14 protein-coding genes are annotated in these 15,030 nt (G+C 62.7%); 8 read left to right on the plus strand and 6 right to left on the minus strand.

Annotated elements, in window-relative coordinates; genetic code table 11:
• The first annotated feature begins 1 nt into the window (after position 1).
• Complete coding sequence (locus tag P0D71_RS24505; protein WP_091798969.1) at positions 2 to 601, plus strand: MarC family protein; 600 nt, start codon at positions 2 to 4, stop codon at positions 599 to 601.
• A 200-nt stretch (positions 602 to 801) separates the two neighbouring features.
• On the opposite strand, the gene P0D71_RS24510 is transcribed toward P0D71_RS24505, so the two are convergent.
• On the minus strand, positions 802 to 1,353 hold the full coding sequence (locus tag P0D71_RS24510; protein WP_091798973.1) for a hypoxanthine-guanine phosphoribosyltransferase: 552 nt from the start codon (positions 1,351 to 1,353) through the stop codon (positions 802 to 804).
• A gap of 112 nt (positions 1,354 to 1,465) precedes the next feature.
• The gene (ffh, locus tag P0D71_RS24515) at positions 1,466 to 2,833 is read right to left on the minus strand and encodes a signal recognition particle protein (protein ID WP_091798975.1); all 1,368 of its coding nucleotides are present in this window, start codon (positions 2,831 to 2,833) and stop codon (positions 1,466 to 1,468) included.
• Between the two features lie 81 nt (positions 2,834 to 2,914).
• Between ffh and P0D71_RS24520 the strand changes: the two genes are divergently transcribed.
• From P0D71_RS24520 to P0D71_RS24550, 7 genes are all read left to right on the plus strand, one after another.
• Positions 2,915 to 3,844, plus strand: coding sequence for a cytochrome C assembly family protein (locus tag P0D71_RS24520; RefSeq protein ID WP_408352223.1), 930 nt, complete (start codon positions 2,915 to 2,917; stop codon positions 3,842 to 3,844).
• Between the two features lie 9 nt (positions 3,845 to 3,853).
• The gene (locus tag P0D71_RS24525; RefSeq protein WP_408482552.1) at positions 3,854 to 4,180 is read left to right on the plus strand and encodes a PP0621 family protein; all 327 of its coding nucleotides are present in this window, start codon (positions 3,854 to 3,856) and stop codon (positions 4,178 to 4,180) included.
• The gene (gene ampD / locus P0D71_RS24530) at positions 4,177 to 4,773 is read left to right on the plus strand and encodes a 1,6-anhydro-N-acetylmuramyl-L-alanine amidase AmpD (RefSeq protein ID WP_091798984.1); all 597 of its coding nucleotides are present in this window, start codon (positions 4,177 to 4,179) and stop codon (positions 4,771 to 4,773) included. Before P0D71_RS24525 ends, ampD begins: the two co-directional genes overlap by 4 nt.
• A gap of 563 nt (positions 4,774 to 5,336) precedes the next feature.
• On the plus strand, positions 5,337 to 8,342 hold the full coding sequence (locus P0D71_RS24535; protein ID WP_408301148.1) for a ribonucleoside-diphosphate reductase subunit alpha: 3,006 nt from the start codon (positions 5,337 to 5,339) through the stop codon (positions 8,340 to 8,342).
• Positions 8,343 to 9,073: 731 nt separating this feature from the next.
• Positions 9,074 to 10,300 (plus strand): ribonucleotide-diphosphate reductase subunit beta, encoded by a 1,227-nt coding sequence (locus P0D71_RS24540; protein WP_091798990.1) that lies wholly within the window; start codon positions 9,074 to 9,076, stop codon positions 10,298 to 10,300.
• Positions 10,301 to 10,386: 86 nt separating this feature from the next.
• The gene (locus tag P0D71_RS24545) at positions 10,387 to 10,713 is read left to right on the plus strand and encodes a hypothetical protein (RefSeq protein ID WP_091798993.1); all 327 of its coding nucleotides are present in this window, start codon (positions 10,387 to 10,389) and stop codon (positions 10,711 to 10,713) included.
• 30 nt (positions 10,714 to 10,743) lie between these two features.
• Positions 10,744 to 11,376, plus strand: coding sequence for a histone H1-like repetitive region-containing protein (locus P0D71_RS24550; RefSeq protein ID WP_408186857.1), 633 nt, complete (start codon positions 10,744 to 10,746; stop codon positions 11,374 to 11,376).
• A gap of 252 nt (positions 11,377 to 11,628) precedes the next feature.
• Here P0D71_RS24550 and P0D71_RS24555 read toward each other — a convergent pair whose 3' ends face one another.
• The 4 genes from P0D71_RS24555 to P0D71_RS24570 form a co-directional block, all read right to left on the minus strand.
• On the minus strand, positions 11,629 to 12,105 hold the full coding sequence (locus P0D71_RS24555; protein ID WP_091798999.1) for an outer membrane lipoprotein: 477 nt from the start codon (positions 12,103 to 12,105) through the stop codon (positions 11,629 to 11,631).
• Positions 12,106 to 12,131: 26 nt separating this feature from the next.
• Positions 12,132 to 13,070, minus strand: coding sequence for a carbohydrate kinase family protein (locus P0D71_RS24560; RefSeq protein WP_408482554.1), 939 nt, complete (start codon positions 13,068 to 13,070; stop codon positions 12,132 to 12,134).
• Positions 13,071 to 13,164: 94 nt separating this feature from the next.
• Positions 13,165 to 13,665, minus strand: coding sequence for a thiol peroxidase (tpx, locus tag P0D71_RS24565; protein ID WP_091799005.1), 501 nt, complete (start codon positions 13,663 to 13,665; stop codon positions 13,165 to 13,167).
• Positions 13,666 to 13,738: 73 nt separating this feature from the next.
• A complete protein-coding gene (locus tag P0D71_RS24570; RefSeq protein ID WP_408482556.1) occupies positions 13,739 to 15,019 on the minus strand; it encodes a zinc-ribbon and DUF3426 domain-containing protein in 1,281 nt (426 codons plus the stop codon).
• Positions 15,020 to 15,030: the final 11 nt, after the last annotated feature.

Consider the following 15,030-nt stretch of genomic DNA (forward strand, 5'->3'; position numbering starts at 1 on the left):
GGTGGAGTACACCTTCCTGTCCGCGACCGTCCTGCTGATTCTGATCACGGATCCGCTCGGCAACATTCCGCTCTTTATCAGTTGTCTGCGCGGGGTGTCGCCGAAGCGGCGCACGATCGTCATTCTTCGCGAGGTGGCGATCGCCTTTGCGATCCTGCTGATCTTCATGGTGGTCGGCGACGGCTTTCTGCGCATGATGAGCCTGACCGACCAGTCGCTGCGTATCGGTGGCGGGATCGTGCTGTTCCTCATTGCGCTCAGAATGGTGTTTCCGCATCCGGATGGTCCATTCGGCGGCGACACGCGTGGCGGAGAACCGCTGATCGTGCCGCTCGCCATTCCGGCGCTCGCGGGACCCTCGGCGCTTGCCACCGTGATGCTGCTGACATCCCAGGCGCCCGGCAAGATGTTCGAGTGGATTGGCGCGCTAACCGTCACGATGGTCGTCTGCGCGATCGTGCTGATGCTGGCGGAGCGCATTCAGGCGTGGCTCGGCGAGCGTGCCATGATGGCCTTCGAACGCTTGATGGGCCTCGTGCTGGTGGCGATTTCAGTTGAGATGATGCTCGGAGGTATCCGGTCGTTCGTGCATCAACTTTGAAAGGCGCTCGCTGTCGCGCGACGGAATCCGCGCCTCGCAACTCTTAGCGCAACGCAACACAACACAACACAACACAACGCGGACAGCGCAGCGCAAAGCCCCGCGATCTCCCATGAAAAAAAAGCGGCCCCGTGAGGGCCGCTTTTTCGTCTCCTCGTCACGCCGGGATACACCTCGCGGCGGCGAGAAAATCAGGCAACTTACGCGCCTTCTGTCAGCGCACGAATCGTGGGCAGGTTACGCCAGTAACCCTTCGCATCCATCCCGCAGCCGAACACATAACGGTCCGGCACTTCGAACCCGCAATAATCCGGGCGCAGCGGCTTGGCCTTCGGAATGATCTTCTCGCACAGCACCGCGCTCAGGAAGCGCTTCGCGCCCATGGCGAGGATACGGTCGCGGATCGCGGCCATCGTCTCGCCTTCGTCGAGAATATCGTCGAGTACCAGCACGACGCGATCCTTCACCGACTCCGCCGGCGCCACGCGCCATTGCATCTCGTTGCCGCCTTTGGTGGTGTTGCGGTAACGGGTCAGATGGATGTAGTCGAACTCGAGCGGGAAATCGAGATGCGGCAACAGCATGCCGGTGAACACCGCCGCGCCGCCCATGACCGACAGCACGAGCGGAAAGTCCTCGCTCATCTCGTCGCGGATGGCGGCCGCCATGCCGCTGATCGACGCGTTGACGTCTTCGGCCGAAACGATTTCTTCGGAGTGGCTAAAAATGTGGAGGGCTTCTTCGCGGTTCATGACGTCTGACGGGCGGTAACTGTATACATAGTGTGAGTGAGATCGGCGGCGCGCGGTACAGAGCAAACCCGCACAAGCTGAAGTCAGCCGCGCGCCGCCGTCTTGCTAAAGCTTAGCGCATGCCGGGCAACATGCCCTTCATCCCGCGCATCATCTTTTGCAGATTGCCGCCCTTGAGCTTTTTCATCATGGTGCGCATCTGGTCGTACTGATTCAGCATGCGGTTGACTTCCTGCACCTGCACGCCCGCGCCCGCGGCAATGCGGCGTTTGCGCGTGGCCTTGATCAGATCGGGCTTCGCGCGCTCCAGCGGCGTCATGGAATTGATGATGCCTTCCATGCGACGCATCTGCTTTTCGGCCTGGCCCATGTCGGCGCCGGCGGCCGCCTGCTGGAATTGCGCGGGCAATTTGTCCATCAGCGACGACAGGCCGCCCATGCCCTTCATTTGCGTGAGTTGCGCGCGGAAATCGTTCAGATCGAAGTCGCCGCCTTTCTTGACCTTGTCGGCGAGCTTCTGCGCGGCTTGCACGTCCACGCCGCGTTGTGCTTCTTCGACGAGGGCGAGAATGTCGCCCATGCCGAGAATCCGGTTCGCCATGCGGTCCGGGTAGAAGACTTCGAGGCCGTCGAGCTTTTCCGCGACGCCGACGAACTTGATCGGCTTGCCCGTAACGTGGCGCACCGAGAGCGCGGCGCCGCCGCGCGAGTCGCCGTCGAGCTTGGTGAGGACCACGCCGGTGAGCGGCAGCGCGTCGCTAAAGGCCTTAGCGGTGTTCACCGCGTCCTGGCCGAGCATCGCGTCGACCACGAACAGCGTTTCCGCCGGCTTCAGCTCGGTGTGCAGCGCGGTGATTTCCTTCATCATCGCTTCGTCGATACCGAGACGGCCGGCCGTGTCGACCAACAGCACGTCGTGATAGTGGCGCTTGGCCCAGTCCACGGCGGCGCGCGCGATGTCGACCGGCTTCTGATCCGGCTCGGACGGGAAGAAATCCGCGCCGACCTGCTCGGTCACCGTCTTCAGCTGCGCGATAGCGGCAGGGCGGTAAACGTCGCACGACACGGTCAGTACTTTTTTCTTGTACTTCTCGCGCAGCAGCTTGGCGAGCTTGCCGACGGTGGTCGTCTTACCGGCGCCTTGCAGGCCCGCCATCAGGATGACGGCCGGCGGCGTGACGGCGAGGTTGAGTTCGACTGCCTTGCCTTCGTAGTCGCCGCCGATGATCGCGGTCAGCTCGCGCTGCACCACGCCAACCAGCGCCTGGCCGGGCGACAGGCTGCTGATGACTTCCTCGCCGAGCGCCTTTTCCTTCACCTTGGCGATGAACTCGCGCACGACGGGCAGCGCCACGTCGGCCTCGAGCAGCGCAAGACGCACCTCGCGCAGCATTTCCTGGGTGTTCGCCTCGGTGAGCCGGGCTTCGCCGCGCAGCGTCTTGACGACGCGCGCCATCCGTTGAGTCAGATTGTCGAGCATGGGGAGCGATGAACAGTGCGGCCCGGGCAGCGCGCGAAGCGGAAGACGTCGCGGAGTAGGGGCCTAGTGTAAACTTCGAATATGGATATTGTACTGTATGCCCTCACTGCGCTCCTCTACGGCGGTTTAGCCGTGGCCGGCTGGCGCTCGCACCGGCACGCCGCCGTGCGCCCCATGCTCGAAAGCGTGCCGGCGGTGCCGGCCGCCGCGGCGCCTTTGTCGGCACCGCCGGCCGCTTCGGGCATGAGCGGCTCGGGACGCGCGCTGCTGTTCGTGGCGCTGCTCGCTCACGGCGTGCTGCTGCATACCACCATCTTTCCACAGAACGCGATGGTGTTCGGTTTCGCGTTCGCGCTGTCGGCCATGTTCTGGCTCGGCGCCGGCATCTACTGGATCGAGAGTTTTTTCTTTCCGCTCGACGGTCTGCGCCTGCTGGTCTTGCCGCTCGCCTGCGTCGCTTCCTTGTTGCCGCTGGCGTTCAACGGCGTGCGCGTGCTGCCGTATTCCGCCGCGCCGATGTTCAAGCTGCATTTTCTGATCGCCAATATTGCGTATGGCCTGTTCGCGATCGCGGCGCTGCACGCTGTTCTGATGCTGCTGGTCGAGCGGCGTCTGCATGCCATGCGCGGTGGCATTGCGCAGCGGCATACGGCCGCGGCGGGCAACGGCTGGCTATCGAGCTGGCTCGATACGCTGCCGCCGCTCCTCACGCTGGAGAAACTGCTGTTCCGTCTGATCGGCGCGGGTTTTGTTCTGCTGACGCTCACGCTCGTGTCAGGCATTCTGTTCAGCGAGCAACTGGTCGACCGTGCGTTGCAACTCGATCACAAGACCGTGTTCGCGATTCTTTCGTGGGTGATGTTCGGCGCGCTGCTGACCGCGCGCAAGGTTTCCGGCTGGCGCGGCCGTGCGGCATTGCGCTGGGTGCTGGCGTCGTTCGTCGCGCTGTTGCTGGCGTACGTCGGCAGCCGTTTTGTCTTCGAGGTGCTGTTGCACCGTGCTGTAGTGTGAGCGTGTCCCATGCGACAAATATTTCTGTTGGTCCTGTTGTTCATCGTCGGCCAGTGGCTGGTGAAGGCGCTACGTCGTCATGACGCGCAGGCGTCTCAACGCAGCGGCACCGGCGCTAATGGCGCCGCGGGTGCGAAAGGCCCGAATGGTTCGAACGGCGGCGCGCGCGCGTCCGCTCCCGCGCCGGCGCAACTCGCCGAGCCGATGATCCGTTGCGTCGAATGCGGCGTGCACGCGCCGAAAAGCGATTCCGTGGTGGTGGCGGGGCAGCCGTTCTGCAGCGCCGCGCACGCGCAGCGTCACGGCGCACGACCTACGGGCCGCGACGCTCGATGAGCGTCGAGTTCACCGTCGATGCCGACGGTTGGGTCGCTGCCGCACGCAAACTGCCATCGCCGAATTTCGAAGCGCGGCCCGAAGGGGCCGTGCCGACGCTGATCGTCGTCCACAACATCAGCCTGCCGCCCAACGAGTTCGGTGGCACCGCGATTGCCGAACTGTTCCTCAACACGCTCGATTGCGACGCTCACCCGTACTACGACTCGCACCTGCGCGGCGTGCGGGTGTCGGCGCATTTCGTGATTCATCGCGACGGCGCGCTCGAGCAGTTCGTGTCATGCAACGAGCGCGCGTGGCACGCCGGTCCGTCGAATTTTTTCGGCCGCGAGCGTTGCAATGATTTCTCGATCGGTATCGAGTTGGAAGGCAGTGACACCACGCCTTTCGAAGCGGCGCAATACCGCACGCTCGGCGCGCTTGTGAACGCGCTCAAGGCGCGCTATCCGGTCGAGGCGCTCGCTGGCCACTCGGATATCGCTCCCGGTCGCAAGACCGATCCAGGGCCGCATTTCGAGTGGCTGCGTCTGCAGCGCGACACCTCGCTCAGTGCTCAGTATTTCCCCTATCTCAAGTTTTCCAAAACGCCGTAACGACCCTTTCGCGACTCTTCGCGTGACTTCGCGTGATGCGACGAGAGCAAGGCGCTGCCTTGTTCTCCGGGGAGTCGGCTGCGCGCCTTGTTCGCGTTGCGCTATCCAAAAGTCAAGACTTCGAAAGCAAATAAAACGATTTGACCTGTCTCGAATCTCCACTATACTTGGTGCCAGAAATTCGGTTCTGCACTACATCTTGTGTTCAGCTGTGCATAACCGTGTGAATAACTGAGTGCATAACCGAGTGTATAAGTCCGCGGCGCCCCGCTCCCGAGCATGGCGCCGCAAGCATTCCAGGCAGCGAAAAAAATTCCTGTGGCGCGGCCGGATTGACCACCGGCGGCATCCAGAAAACATTCAGGAAAAGGGCTCAGCCAGTGATCGCGACACACACGACGAAGACCGTTATCAATTCGAATCAGGCTTCATCGCTGTCGCATCCCGCCACCCGGCTTAGCCGGCCTTTTTCCTGCACCCCATCGCTTGCGCACGCGGCGGCGCAGCGTTCGTTTTAATCCGCGGATCTTCCCGCAACATTTCCAGGACCAGGAGCTTTGCACATGCAAACCACCGACAACGTGACGACCCGGTATGAGGGCTCACCGACTGGCCAGGCCTTCGGCCAGGCACAAGGCGCACAAGCGCTCGCGCCGCAAGCGACCTTCGCCGACTATAAGGTGATCCGTCGCAACGGCAGCGTCGTGTCGTTCGAACCGTCGAAAATCGCCATCGCCGTGACGAAGGCATTTCTGGCCGTCAACGGTGGTCAAGGCGCCGCGTCGGCGCGTGTGCGCGAGCTGGTCGAGCAACTCACGCAGAACGTGGTGCGCGCACTCGTGCGCAGCCGCCCGAACGGCGGCACGTTCCATATCGAAGACATTCAGGATCAGGTCGAACTCGCGCTGATGCGCGGCGGCGAACACAACGTCGCACGTGCGTACGTGCTGTATCGCGAGAAGCGCACGCAGGCTCGCGGCCATGACGACCAGGTGGCCGCCAGCGCGCCGGGCCTGAACGTCACGGACAACGGCGTGACGCGTCCGCTCGATCTGGCTGCGCTGCGCGGCGTCATCGAACTGGCTTGCTCGAACCTGGGCGACGCCGTGAGCGCCGATCCGATCATCGCGGAAACGGTCAAGAATCTGTACGACGGCGTGCCGATGAGCCAGGTCTACGACTCGGCCATCCTGGCTGCCCGCACCATGATCGAAAAGGACCCGGCTTACAGCCAGGTCACCGCCCGCATCCTGCTGCACACCATTCGCCGCGAGATCCTCGAAGAGGAAGTCACGCAAACGGAAATGGGCGAGCGTTACGCCGAATATTTCCCGCAGTTCATCAAGCGCGGCGTGCAAGCCGAGCTGCTCGACGACAAGCTGCTGCAGTTCGACCTGAAGCGCCTCGGCGCAGCACTCGACAACAACCGCGACCTGCAATTCGGCTACCTCGGTCTGCAAACGCTGTACGACCGCTACTTCCTGCATCACGACGGTGTGCGCATCGAAATGCCGCAGGCATTCTTTATGCGTGTCGCGATGGGTCTGTCGCTCAACGAGATCGACCGTGAAGCGCGCGCGATCGAGTTTTACAACGTGCTGTCGAGCTTCGACTTCATGTCGTCCACGCCCACGCTGTTCAACTCGGGCACCCGCCGCTCGCAACTGTCGTCGTGCTACCTGACCACGGTCGACGACGACCTCGACGGCATCTACGAAGCACTGAAGGAAAACGCGCTGCTGTCGAAGTTCGCCGGCGGTCTGGGCAACGACTGGACGCGCGTGCGTGCGCTCGGTTCGCACATCAAGGGCACCAACGGCAAGTCGCAAGGCGTCGTGCCGTTCCTGAAGGTGGTCAACGACACGGCAGTCGCCGTGAACCAGGGCGGCAAGCGCAAGGGCGCGGTGTGCGCGTACCTGGAAACGTGGCACCTGGACATCGAGGAATTCCTCGAGCTGCGCAAGAACACCGGCGACGACCGTCGTCGCACGCACGACATGAACACGGCGAACTGGATTCCCGACCTGTTCATGAAGCGCGTGATGGAAGGCGGCGACTGGACGCTGTTCTCGCCGTCCACCTGCCCGGACCTGCACGACAAGTTCGGCGCCGAGTTCGAAACGGCTTACACGGCTTACGAAGACAAGGTCGCGCGCGGCGAGATCAAGCTGTTCAAGAAGATCCCGGCGGCGCAACTGTGGCGCAAGATGCTGGGCATGCTGTTCGAAACCGGCCACCCGTGGATCACGTTCAAGGATCCGTGCAATGTGCGCTCGCCGCAACAGCACGTCGGCGTCGTCCACTCGTCGAACCTGTGCACGGAAATCACGCTCAACACCAGCGACGCCGAAATCGCCGTCTGCAACCTGGGCTCCGTGAACCTCGTCGCCCACCTGAAGGAACAGGCCGACGGCACGCTCGTGCTCGACCACGACAAGCTCAAGCGCACCGTCAGCGTGGCGATGCGCATGCTCGACAACGTGATCGACATCAACTACTACGCGGTCGCCAAGGCACGTAACTCGAACCTGAAGCACCGTCCGGTCGGCATGGGCATCATGGGCTTCCAGGACTGCCTGCATCTGCTGCGCACGCCGTACGCGTCGGAAGAAGCAGTCAAGTTCGCGGACACGTCGATGGAAGCGGTTTGCTACTACGCTTACTACGCGTCGACGGAACTGGCGCAGGAACGTGGCCGTTACTCGAGCTACCGTGGCTCGCTGTGGGATCGCGGCATCCTCCCGCAAGACTCGGTGAAGCTGCTGGAGCAAGCGCGCGGCGGTTATGTCGAAGTCGATTCGAGTGAGTCGATGGACTGGACCGAACTGCGTTCGCGCATCGCCCAGTACGGCATGCGCAACTCGAACTGCGTCGCGATCGCGCCGACGGCGACGATCTCGAACATCATCGGCGTGTCGGCCTGTATCGAACCGACCTTCCAGAACCTGTATGTGAAGTCGAATCTGTCGGGCGAATTCACGGTGGTCAACGACTACCTGGTGCGCGACCTGAAGGCGCGCGGTCTGTGGGACGAAGTGATGGTCGCCGACCTGAAGTACTTCGACGGCACGCTCTCGCGCATCGACCGTATTCCGGCCGACCTGCGCGCGATCTACGCCACCGCGTTCGAAGTCGATCCGAAGTGGCTGGTCGAAGCAGCGTCGCGTCGTCAGAAGTGGATCGACCAGGCGCAGTCGCTGAACATCTACATGGGCGGCGCGTCGGGTAAGAAGCTCGACGAGATCTACAAGCTCGCCTGGGTGCGTGGCCTGAAGACGACCTACTACCTCCGCACGATGGCGGCGACCCACGTCGAGAAGTCGACGGTGGCACACGGCGCGCTGAACGCGGTGAGCTCGGGCGGCGGCGAAGGTTCGGGTGGTGCAGCGGGCGGCGCGGCAGGTGGTTTCGGTGCGAACAACGGCGCGGCTGGCGGTGCCGCAGGTGGCTTTCAGGCTGCAGCGGCCACGCCAGCAGTCGCGGCTGAAGCAGCGCCGGAAGCGGATGGTCCGGTGTGCATGATGCGTCCGGGCGACCCTGGCTTCGACGAGTGCGAAGCTTGCCAGTAAGTAGCGGGCAAGCAGCGGGATCGCTGCTTGCTGACGGGTAGTAGGTAATGACCCGCATGCAGCGAGCAGCGAAGCAGATGGAAGAGAAGTAGAAGTGAAGTGGAAGTGAAGTAGATGAGCAGCGCAGCGAGTGAAACAGGAAGCGCGCCGCTCATCGCAACGCAGCGAAGCAGCGCAGGTCACTGAAGCCGTGACGCGGTCATCGTGACCCGGCCATCGTGACGCGGTCAATCGGCAGTCAGCAGTCGGCAGCACCAGACGAAGCGCGCGACACAGTGCGCGCAGCAAACGCTTCGATCGATGGGTCGATCAACGCAGCCGGCCCGATGCATCGCTCGACATGGCATTGAACTTCACCTCGCCAGCACTGACGAAGCAGCAGATGCGAGGCACATGCGAAGCACACGCAGGGCAAGCGCGGACCACCGCGACGAGTAACGCGACGAGCCACGCAAGTGAGCAGTCAGCAATCGCAAGACGCTACGAGCACGCTCCGCAATACAGATAGATAGAGCAGCGAAACGTCGCATCGACACGTTGCTCTTCGAGCTCGCGAAGCACCTCGACGACACTCGTTCAACACGCTTCACATGAGGTGACGCACACACTCTGTTGAACAAAGTGTTGTATGAACGTAGCAACGCGAATCGAAAACAGGATTTTTCATCAGCGAACTCTTTTATCGCTCGTGAAAAGATGGTACAAACCGTTCTAAATTGATGGTGACATTTATGCTCAACTGGGATGACGAGATCACTGCCGTAACTCCCTCGAGCGCTACGCAACAGAATGTGTTGCGCAACGCTGCGGGATCGGCTGTCGGTTCGCAAGTCGGAACGCGTTCCGCTCCTCATGCTCCCTCGGCTCAAGACGTATTCGCGAACGACATTGCTGTCGCTCCCGTCGCTCATGCTGCTACCGGAACGGCTGCCGTTTCGGAAGCGCGAGTCAACGTCGCCGACAAGCGCATCATCAACGGCCAGACCGACGTCAATCAGTTGGTGCCGTTCAAATACAAGTGGGCTTGGGAAAAGTATCTGGCTGGTTGTGCCAACCACTGGATGCCGCAAGAAGTGAACATGTCGCGCGACATCGCCCTCTGGAAAGACCCGAACGGTCTGACCGAAGACGAGCGCCGCATCGTCAAGCGCAACCTGGGCTTCTTCGTGACGGCCGATTCCCTCGCCGCCAACAATATCGTGCTGGGCACCTACCGCCACATCACGGCGCCCGAATGCCGCCAGTTCCTGCTGCGCCAGGCGTTCGAAGAGGCGATCCACACGCACGCCTACCAGTACATCGTCGAATCGCTGGGCCTCGACGAAGGCGAAATCTTCAACGCGTATCACGAGGTCTCCTCGATCCGCGCGAAAGACGAATTCCTGATTCCGTACATCCACGTGCTGACCGATCCGGCCTTCAAGACCGGCACGCTCGAGGCAGACCAGACGCTGCTGCGCTCGCTGATCGTGTTCGCCTGTGTGATGGAAGGCCTGTTCTTCTACGTCGGCTTTACCCAGATCCTGGCGCTGGGTCGCCAGAACAAGATGACCGGCGCGGCGGAACAGTACCAGTACATCCTGCGCGACGAGTCGATGCACTGCAACTTCGGCATCGACCTGATCAACCAGATCAAACTCGAAAACCCGCAACTCTGGACGGCTGAATTCCGCGCGGAAATCCGCGAGATCTTCCAGCAGGCAGTCGAACTCGAATATCGTTACGCAGAAGACACGATGCCGCGCGGGGTGCTCGGCCTCAATGCGTCGATGTTCAAGAGCTACCTGCGCTTCATCTGCAACCGCCGTTGCCAGCAGATCGGTCTCGATCCGCTGTACCCGAACGAGGAAAACCCGTTCCCGTGGATGAGCGAGATGATCGATTTGAAGAAGGAACGCAACTTCTTCGAGACGCGAGTGATCGAATATCAGACTGGCGGCGCGCTGACCTGGGAGTGATCCGGGTTCGTGCTGCAGATGCATTCTTTGATGGGGATGCCGTTGGCTTGGGCCGCGGCAATTTTGGCTAGGAGCAGAACCGCCTGATGCAAAGCATGCCCGGTGCGCCGCGTGCCTTCGCGGCCCACAACTATGACAGGCACTTTGCGAACCCTTCAGTGGGATGGGCAAACTTCCCCCCGGAAAAAGCCGCTGGCGCGATCGCCGGCGGCTCGATCAAGCAATTGCCGGCGTTGAGTATCAACGCCGATCAGATCTGGCGCGCGGTGCCTTGTGGCACGGCGCGCCTTACCGCATTCATTAGCGTAAGCGCGCAGCACCTGCGTACGCCGATGAATAGCCCGCTTCGTAGCGCGCGCCCTGAGAAGCGTCCGCGGGAAGCGGGTTTTGACGAAGGGTGTAGTTTGAACTGACTCTCATCTGAAAACCTGAAGGAGAAAATGATGGCAACTATCAAGAAAGCGGCTGCTAAGAAGCCCGCAGCAAAGAAGGCTGCTCCGGCTAAGAAGGCCGCACCGGCAAAGAAAGTCGCTGCAAAGAAAGTCGCAGTGAAGAAGGTTGCAGCGAAGAAGGCAGCACCGGCTAAGAAGGTTGCAGCGAAGAAAGCTGCGCCGGCCAAGAAGGTCGCCGCCAAGAAAGTCGCTGTGAAGAAGGTTGCGGCTAAGAAGGTTGCAGCGAAGAAGGCGCCGGCCAAGAAGGCAGCGCCGGCTAAGAAAGCCGCAGTGAAGAAGGTTGCAGCAAAGAAGGCAGCACCGGCCAAGAAGGCTGCAGCGAAGAAGGCTGCACCGGCTAAGAAGGCTGCTGCCAAGAAGGCTGCGCCTGCGAAAAAGGCTGCTGCTAAAAAGGCTGCGCCCGCGAAAAAGGCTGCCGCTAAAAAGGCTGCGCCTGCCAAGAAGGCTGCCGCGAAGAAGGCCGCTGCTCCTGCCAAGAAGGCTGCCCCTGCGAAGAAGGCTGTCGCCAAGAAGGCGGCTCCTGCACCCGCTGCGACTTCTGTCTCGAGCGCACCGGCGGCGACGGTGAAGACCGCGCTGAACCCGGCAGCGGCATGGCCGTTCCCGACGGGCAGCCGTCCGTAAGCCGTAGAAGTACTTCGGCACGTCGTATCGTGTGTCGATGATCGAGTAGCGCTTCAGCAGCATGACCAAGCGCTACTCGGTCAGGGTCCCGTTGCCGGGTTTCTGGCGACGGGATTTTTTTTGCCCCGGTGAAGGCGCCGGCTACGAGAAGCGCTTCAAAATCCGCAGGCGAAAAAAAACGCATGCACAGGGGAGGGCATGCGTGTGAGGTCGCCGCGGCGGCGTAAAGCCTCGCCGCGCGAGAGGGGAAACCTAGTGGGTGACGCGCGTGACGCCACCGCTGGAGAGCAGCCGCACGCGCTCGCCGGCGCGGAAGATCTCGCCCGTGGCGCTTTGGGTAATGGCACGGATGTCGCCGTTGTCGAGCCGCACGGTGATCTCGAGGCCATCGTGCACAGCCACGCCGTTCTCGATCGAGTTGCCGGCTATCGCGCCCGCGAGACCGCCGATGATGCCCGTGACGATCGCGCCGGTGCCACCGCCGATCCTGCTGCCGGCCACCGCACCCAGTGCGCCGCCGCCGATCGCGCCGATACCGCTCGGCTGACCGTTGTTCGAACTGATCTTCACCGCGCGCACGCTGTCGACCGTACCCATGCGGACCGTTTCTTCCCGCTGTGCCTGCGACGCCGTGTACACGTCCGCGGAACTGCTGTTGTACGCACAGCCCGACATGGCAAGCGAACCGGCGATCAAGGCGGCCACTATCAGGCGACTCGTTGTTCTCATTCCCTAAACTCCAATAGCTCTCGGTATTACGGCAGGTCGTATCCGAACGCCTGCTTGAACCGCTCGTTGATCTCCGCCCGGCTGGGCGCGTAGTTTTGCGGGCCCTGGTGTTCGATCTTCAGCGCACCCATCAGACTCGCGAGACGGCCGGTGGTGGCCCAGCCAAGCTTGTTCTCGATGCCGTACAGCAGGCCGCCGCGGAATGCGTCGCCGCAGCCTGTGGGATCGAGCACTTGCCGTGCCTTGACCGCCGGAATGTCTTCGACGCCGCCCGCGTGATGGATCTGCGCGCCTTGCTCGCCGAGCGTGACGATCAGCGCCTCGACCTTGCTGGCGATTTCTTCGATCGACCAACCCGTTTTGTTGCTGACCAGTTTGGCTTCGTAGTCATTGACCGCTACATACGTAGCGAGTTCAATCATGCGTCGCAGCGACTCGCCGTCGAAGAGCGGCAAACCTTGGCCCGGATCGAAGATGAACGGCACGCCCGCGGCCGCCAGATGCTCCGAATGCTGGATCATGCCGTCGTAGCCGTCGGGTGCGACGATACCGAGCGTGATGCCGCTGGCCTGATCGGCCCGGTTCAGATGCGACTGCATCATCGCGCCGGGGTGGAACGCGGTGATCTGATTGTTTTCCAGATCCGTGGTGATCATCGCCTGGGCGGAATAGGTGTCCGGCACCACGAGCACGCTTTCCGTCGACAGGCCGAGTTGCTTGAACCGGTCCATATAGAGTTGCGCGTCGACCGAGCCCAGCGTGCCCATGATGCGCGCGTCGCCGCCGAGCAGATGCAGCGAATAGGCGATGTTGCCCGCACAGCCGCCGAACTCGCGGCGCATGGTCGGCACGAGAAAGCTCACATTCAGGATGTGGACCTGCTCCGGTAGGATGTGCTCCCGGAAGCGGCCTTCGAAAGTCATGATGTTGTCGTAGGCGAGCGAGCCGCAAATGAGCGTAGCCAAGGCGAGCGTCCTGTAAAAACGATAAAGGAAAAGGGAGCGTCGATGCGACAGCGCCGCGCATGAAGCGCGGCGCCGGAGTTCGTACGCGAAGGGTTTACTTCAGCGCGGCGAGTGCTGCGTCGTAGTTCGGTTCGTTCTTGATTTCGCCGACCAGTTCAGCGTGAACGACCTTGTCGTTCTCGTCGATCACCACCACGGCGCGAGCCGTCAGGCCGGTCAGCGGGCCGCTCGTCACGTCGACGCCGTAGGCTTGCGCGAACTCATGGCCACGGAACGTGGACGCCGTGACGACGTTCTCGATGCCTTCGGTCGTGCAGAAGCGCGATGCGGCGAACGGCAGATCGCCCGACACGACGATCACCGACGTGTTGGTCAACTTGGCGGCGGCTTCGTTGAACTTGCGGGTCGAGGTGGCGCAGGTCGGCGTGTCGAGGCTCGGGACGATGTTCAGCACTTTGCGCTTGCCGGCGAAATCGGCCAGCGACACCGGCTTCAGATCCTTGCCGACCAGCGAGAAAGCGGGAGCGGCCTGGCCGACCGACGGGAACGTGCCGGCTACTTCAATCGGGTTGCCACCCAGCGTGACTTGACTCATGTTGTTGTGCTCCGAAAATTCGTCAGTAATGACGGTGGACGTACCCGGTCGGTGCCGGGCACGCAAGAATGCGTTACGGATAAAAAATCTGTACGCGGAAATTGGAAGCGACCGCATTGCCCGTGTCGAGATGCACGATCATGGTCTGGGTCGTGTGGGCGGGCAGGCCGGCCGCGATCGCCGTGCCGGGCGGTACATAGTCTTGCGGCCACAGCACGCGGCGTACCGCGACATTGTTCTGGTCGTCCAAAAGGGTGAGCTCGATGGCCGGATAGGCGAGCGCAATGTTGAAGCGGTTGCGCAGCGGCATCTTCAGTTCGAGCTTGTGCGGGCCGTCGATCTGCCGCAGATCGGAAGGTTCGACCTGCAAGCCGTCGATGTCGTGCGGTGGCGTGACGAGGCAGCCGAGCGTCGCGCAGGCCTTCGCGTAGAGCGTCTGGGAGCGCGGCAAGTACACCATCACCGTTTCGCGCTGCCACCAGGCGAGCTGCGCGAGCAGCGCAATGATCAACAGTCCCGCCACCACCGAACCGACGATAATCCAGCCCGTGCGCCGCGGCTCGGCCGGGCGCGTTTCGCGCACGACGGGGAAGGGCTCGGCGCCGTCGTTGACCGGCTGGACGGAGAAGGGCTCGCCGCTTGCCGGAACCGGGCCGGCGGTAGCGGCCGCGCTGGCACCACCGAAGCTTGCGGCGCCTGCGCCGGCCGCACCTACACCGGCCGCACCTACGCCCGCCGCGCCTACGCCGGCCGCGCCGAAACGCGGCTCATTGTCAGCGACGCCATGCAAAGTCGCCGATTCATCCAGGACCGGCTCTTCGAGCGGCGCGTCAGACGCGCGCTCGGTCTTATGCCAGACGCGCGGCGCTTCTTCGACGGGCGGATCGACGTCATACGCGAACGGGTCGAGCGGCGCGTCCGCCAGAATCGGTTCGTGGTCGGGTGGAATGGGCGCGGTGAATGCGCCGGCCGGCAGTTCGGGCTCCGCGGCGTGGCGCGGCGTGACCGCGACGCCTGCGTCGGTGGAGACCGGCGAGAGCGGCACATTGCCGGCATTGTGCCGCAGACGATTGTCGATGGCGGCGTCGGGTGCCGGCGCCCACGGATCCCAGGCTTCGGCGCTGAAGTCCGGACCTTTCGGACGCACGCCCGACAGTGCTTCGATCGCCGCGGCAGCAGCGACCGGTTTGGCGGAGGAGAAATCACCGCCTTCTGTGATGTCGAACAGGCTGCTCGACGCGTCGAATACTTCGTGGCAATGCCCGCAGCGGACTAGCCCGCGGCGTAGCGCGAGCTGTTCCGTTTGCAGGCGGAAGACGGTTTCACAGAAGGGGCAACGCGTCGCCAGGAGCATATTGAGCCGAT

This window comes from Paraburkholderia sp. RL17-383-BIF-A (genome assembly GCF_046028015.1).
Taxonomy (GTDB): Bacteria; Pseudomonadota; Gammaproteobacteria; order Burkholderiales; family Burkholderiaceae; genus Paraburkholderia.

Excerpts from the sequence above, each read along its gene's own strand:
- P0D71_RS24555 (WP_091798999.1), bottom strand. The coding sequence starts at position 12,105 with ATGAGAACAACGAGTCGCCTGATAGTGGCCGCCTTGATCGCCGGTTCG.
- P0D71_RS24525 (WP_408482552.1), top strand. The coding sequence starts at position 3,854 with ATGCGACAAATATTTCTGTTGGTCCTGTTGTTCATCGTCGGCCAGTGG.
- P0D71_RS24570 (WP_408482556.1), bottom strand. The coding sequence starts at position 15,019 with ATGCTCCTGGCGACGCGTTGCCCCTTCTGTGAAACCGTCTTCCGCCTG.
- P0D71_RS24535 (WP_408301148.1), top strand. The coding sequence starts at position 5,337 with ATGCAAACCACCGACAACGTGACGACCCGGTATGAGGGCTCACCGACT.
- ampD (WP_091798984.1), top strand. The coding sequence starts at position 4,177 with ATGAGCGTCGAGTTCACCGTCGATGCCGACGGTTGGGTCGCTGCCGCA.
- P0D71_RS24520 (WP_408352223.1), top strand. The coding sequence starts at position 2,915 with ATGGATATTGTACTGTATGCCCTCACTGCGCTCCTCTACGGCGGTTTA.
- P0D71_RS24545 (WP_091798993.1), top strand. The coding sequence starts at position 10,387 with ATGCAAAGCATGCCCGGTGCGCCGCGTGCCTTCGCGGCCCACAACTAT.
- tpx (WP_091799005.1), bottom strand. The coding sequence starts at position 13,665 with ATGAGTCAAGTCACGCTGGGTGGCAACCCGATTGAAGTAGCCGGCACG.
- ffh (WP_091798975.1), bottom strand. The coding sequence starts at position 2,833 with ATGCTCGACAATCTGACTCAACGGATGGCGCGCGTCGTCAAGACGCTG.
- P0D71_RS24550 (WP_408186857.1), top strand. The coding sequence starts at position 10,744 with ATGGCAACTATCAAGAAAGCGGCTGCTAAGAAGCCCGCAGCAAAGAAG.
- P0D71_RS24540 (WP_091798990.1), top strand. The coding sequence starts at position 9,074 with ATGCTCAACTGGGATGACGAGATCACTGCCGTAACTCCCTCGAGCGCT.
- P0D71_RS24510 (WP_091798973.1), bottom strand. The coding sequence starts at position 1,353 with ATGAACCGCGAAGAAGCCCTCCACATTTTTAGCCACTCCGAAGAAATC.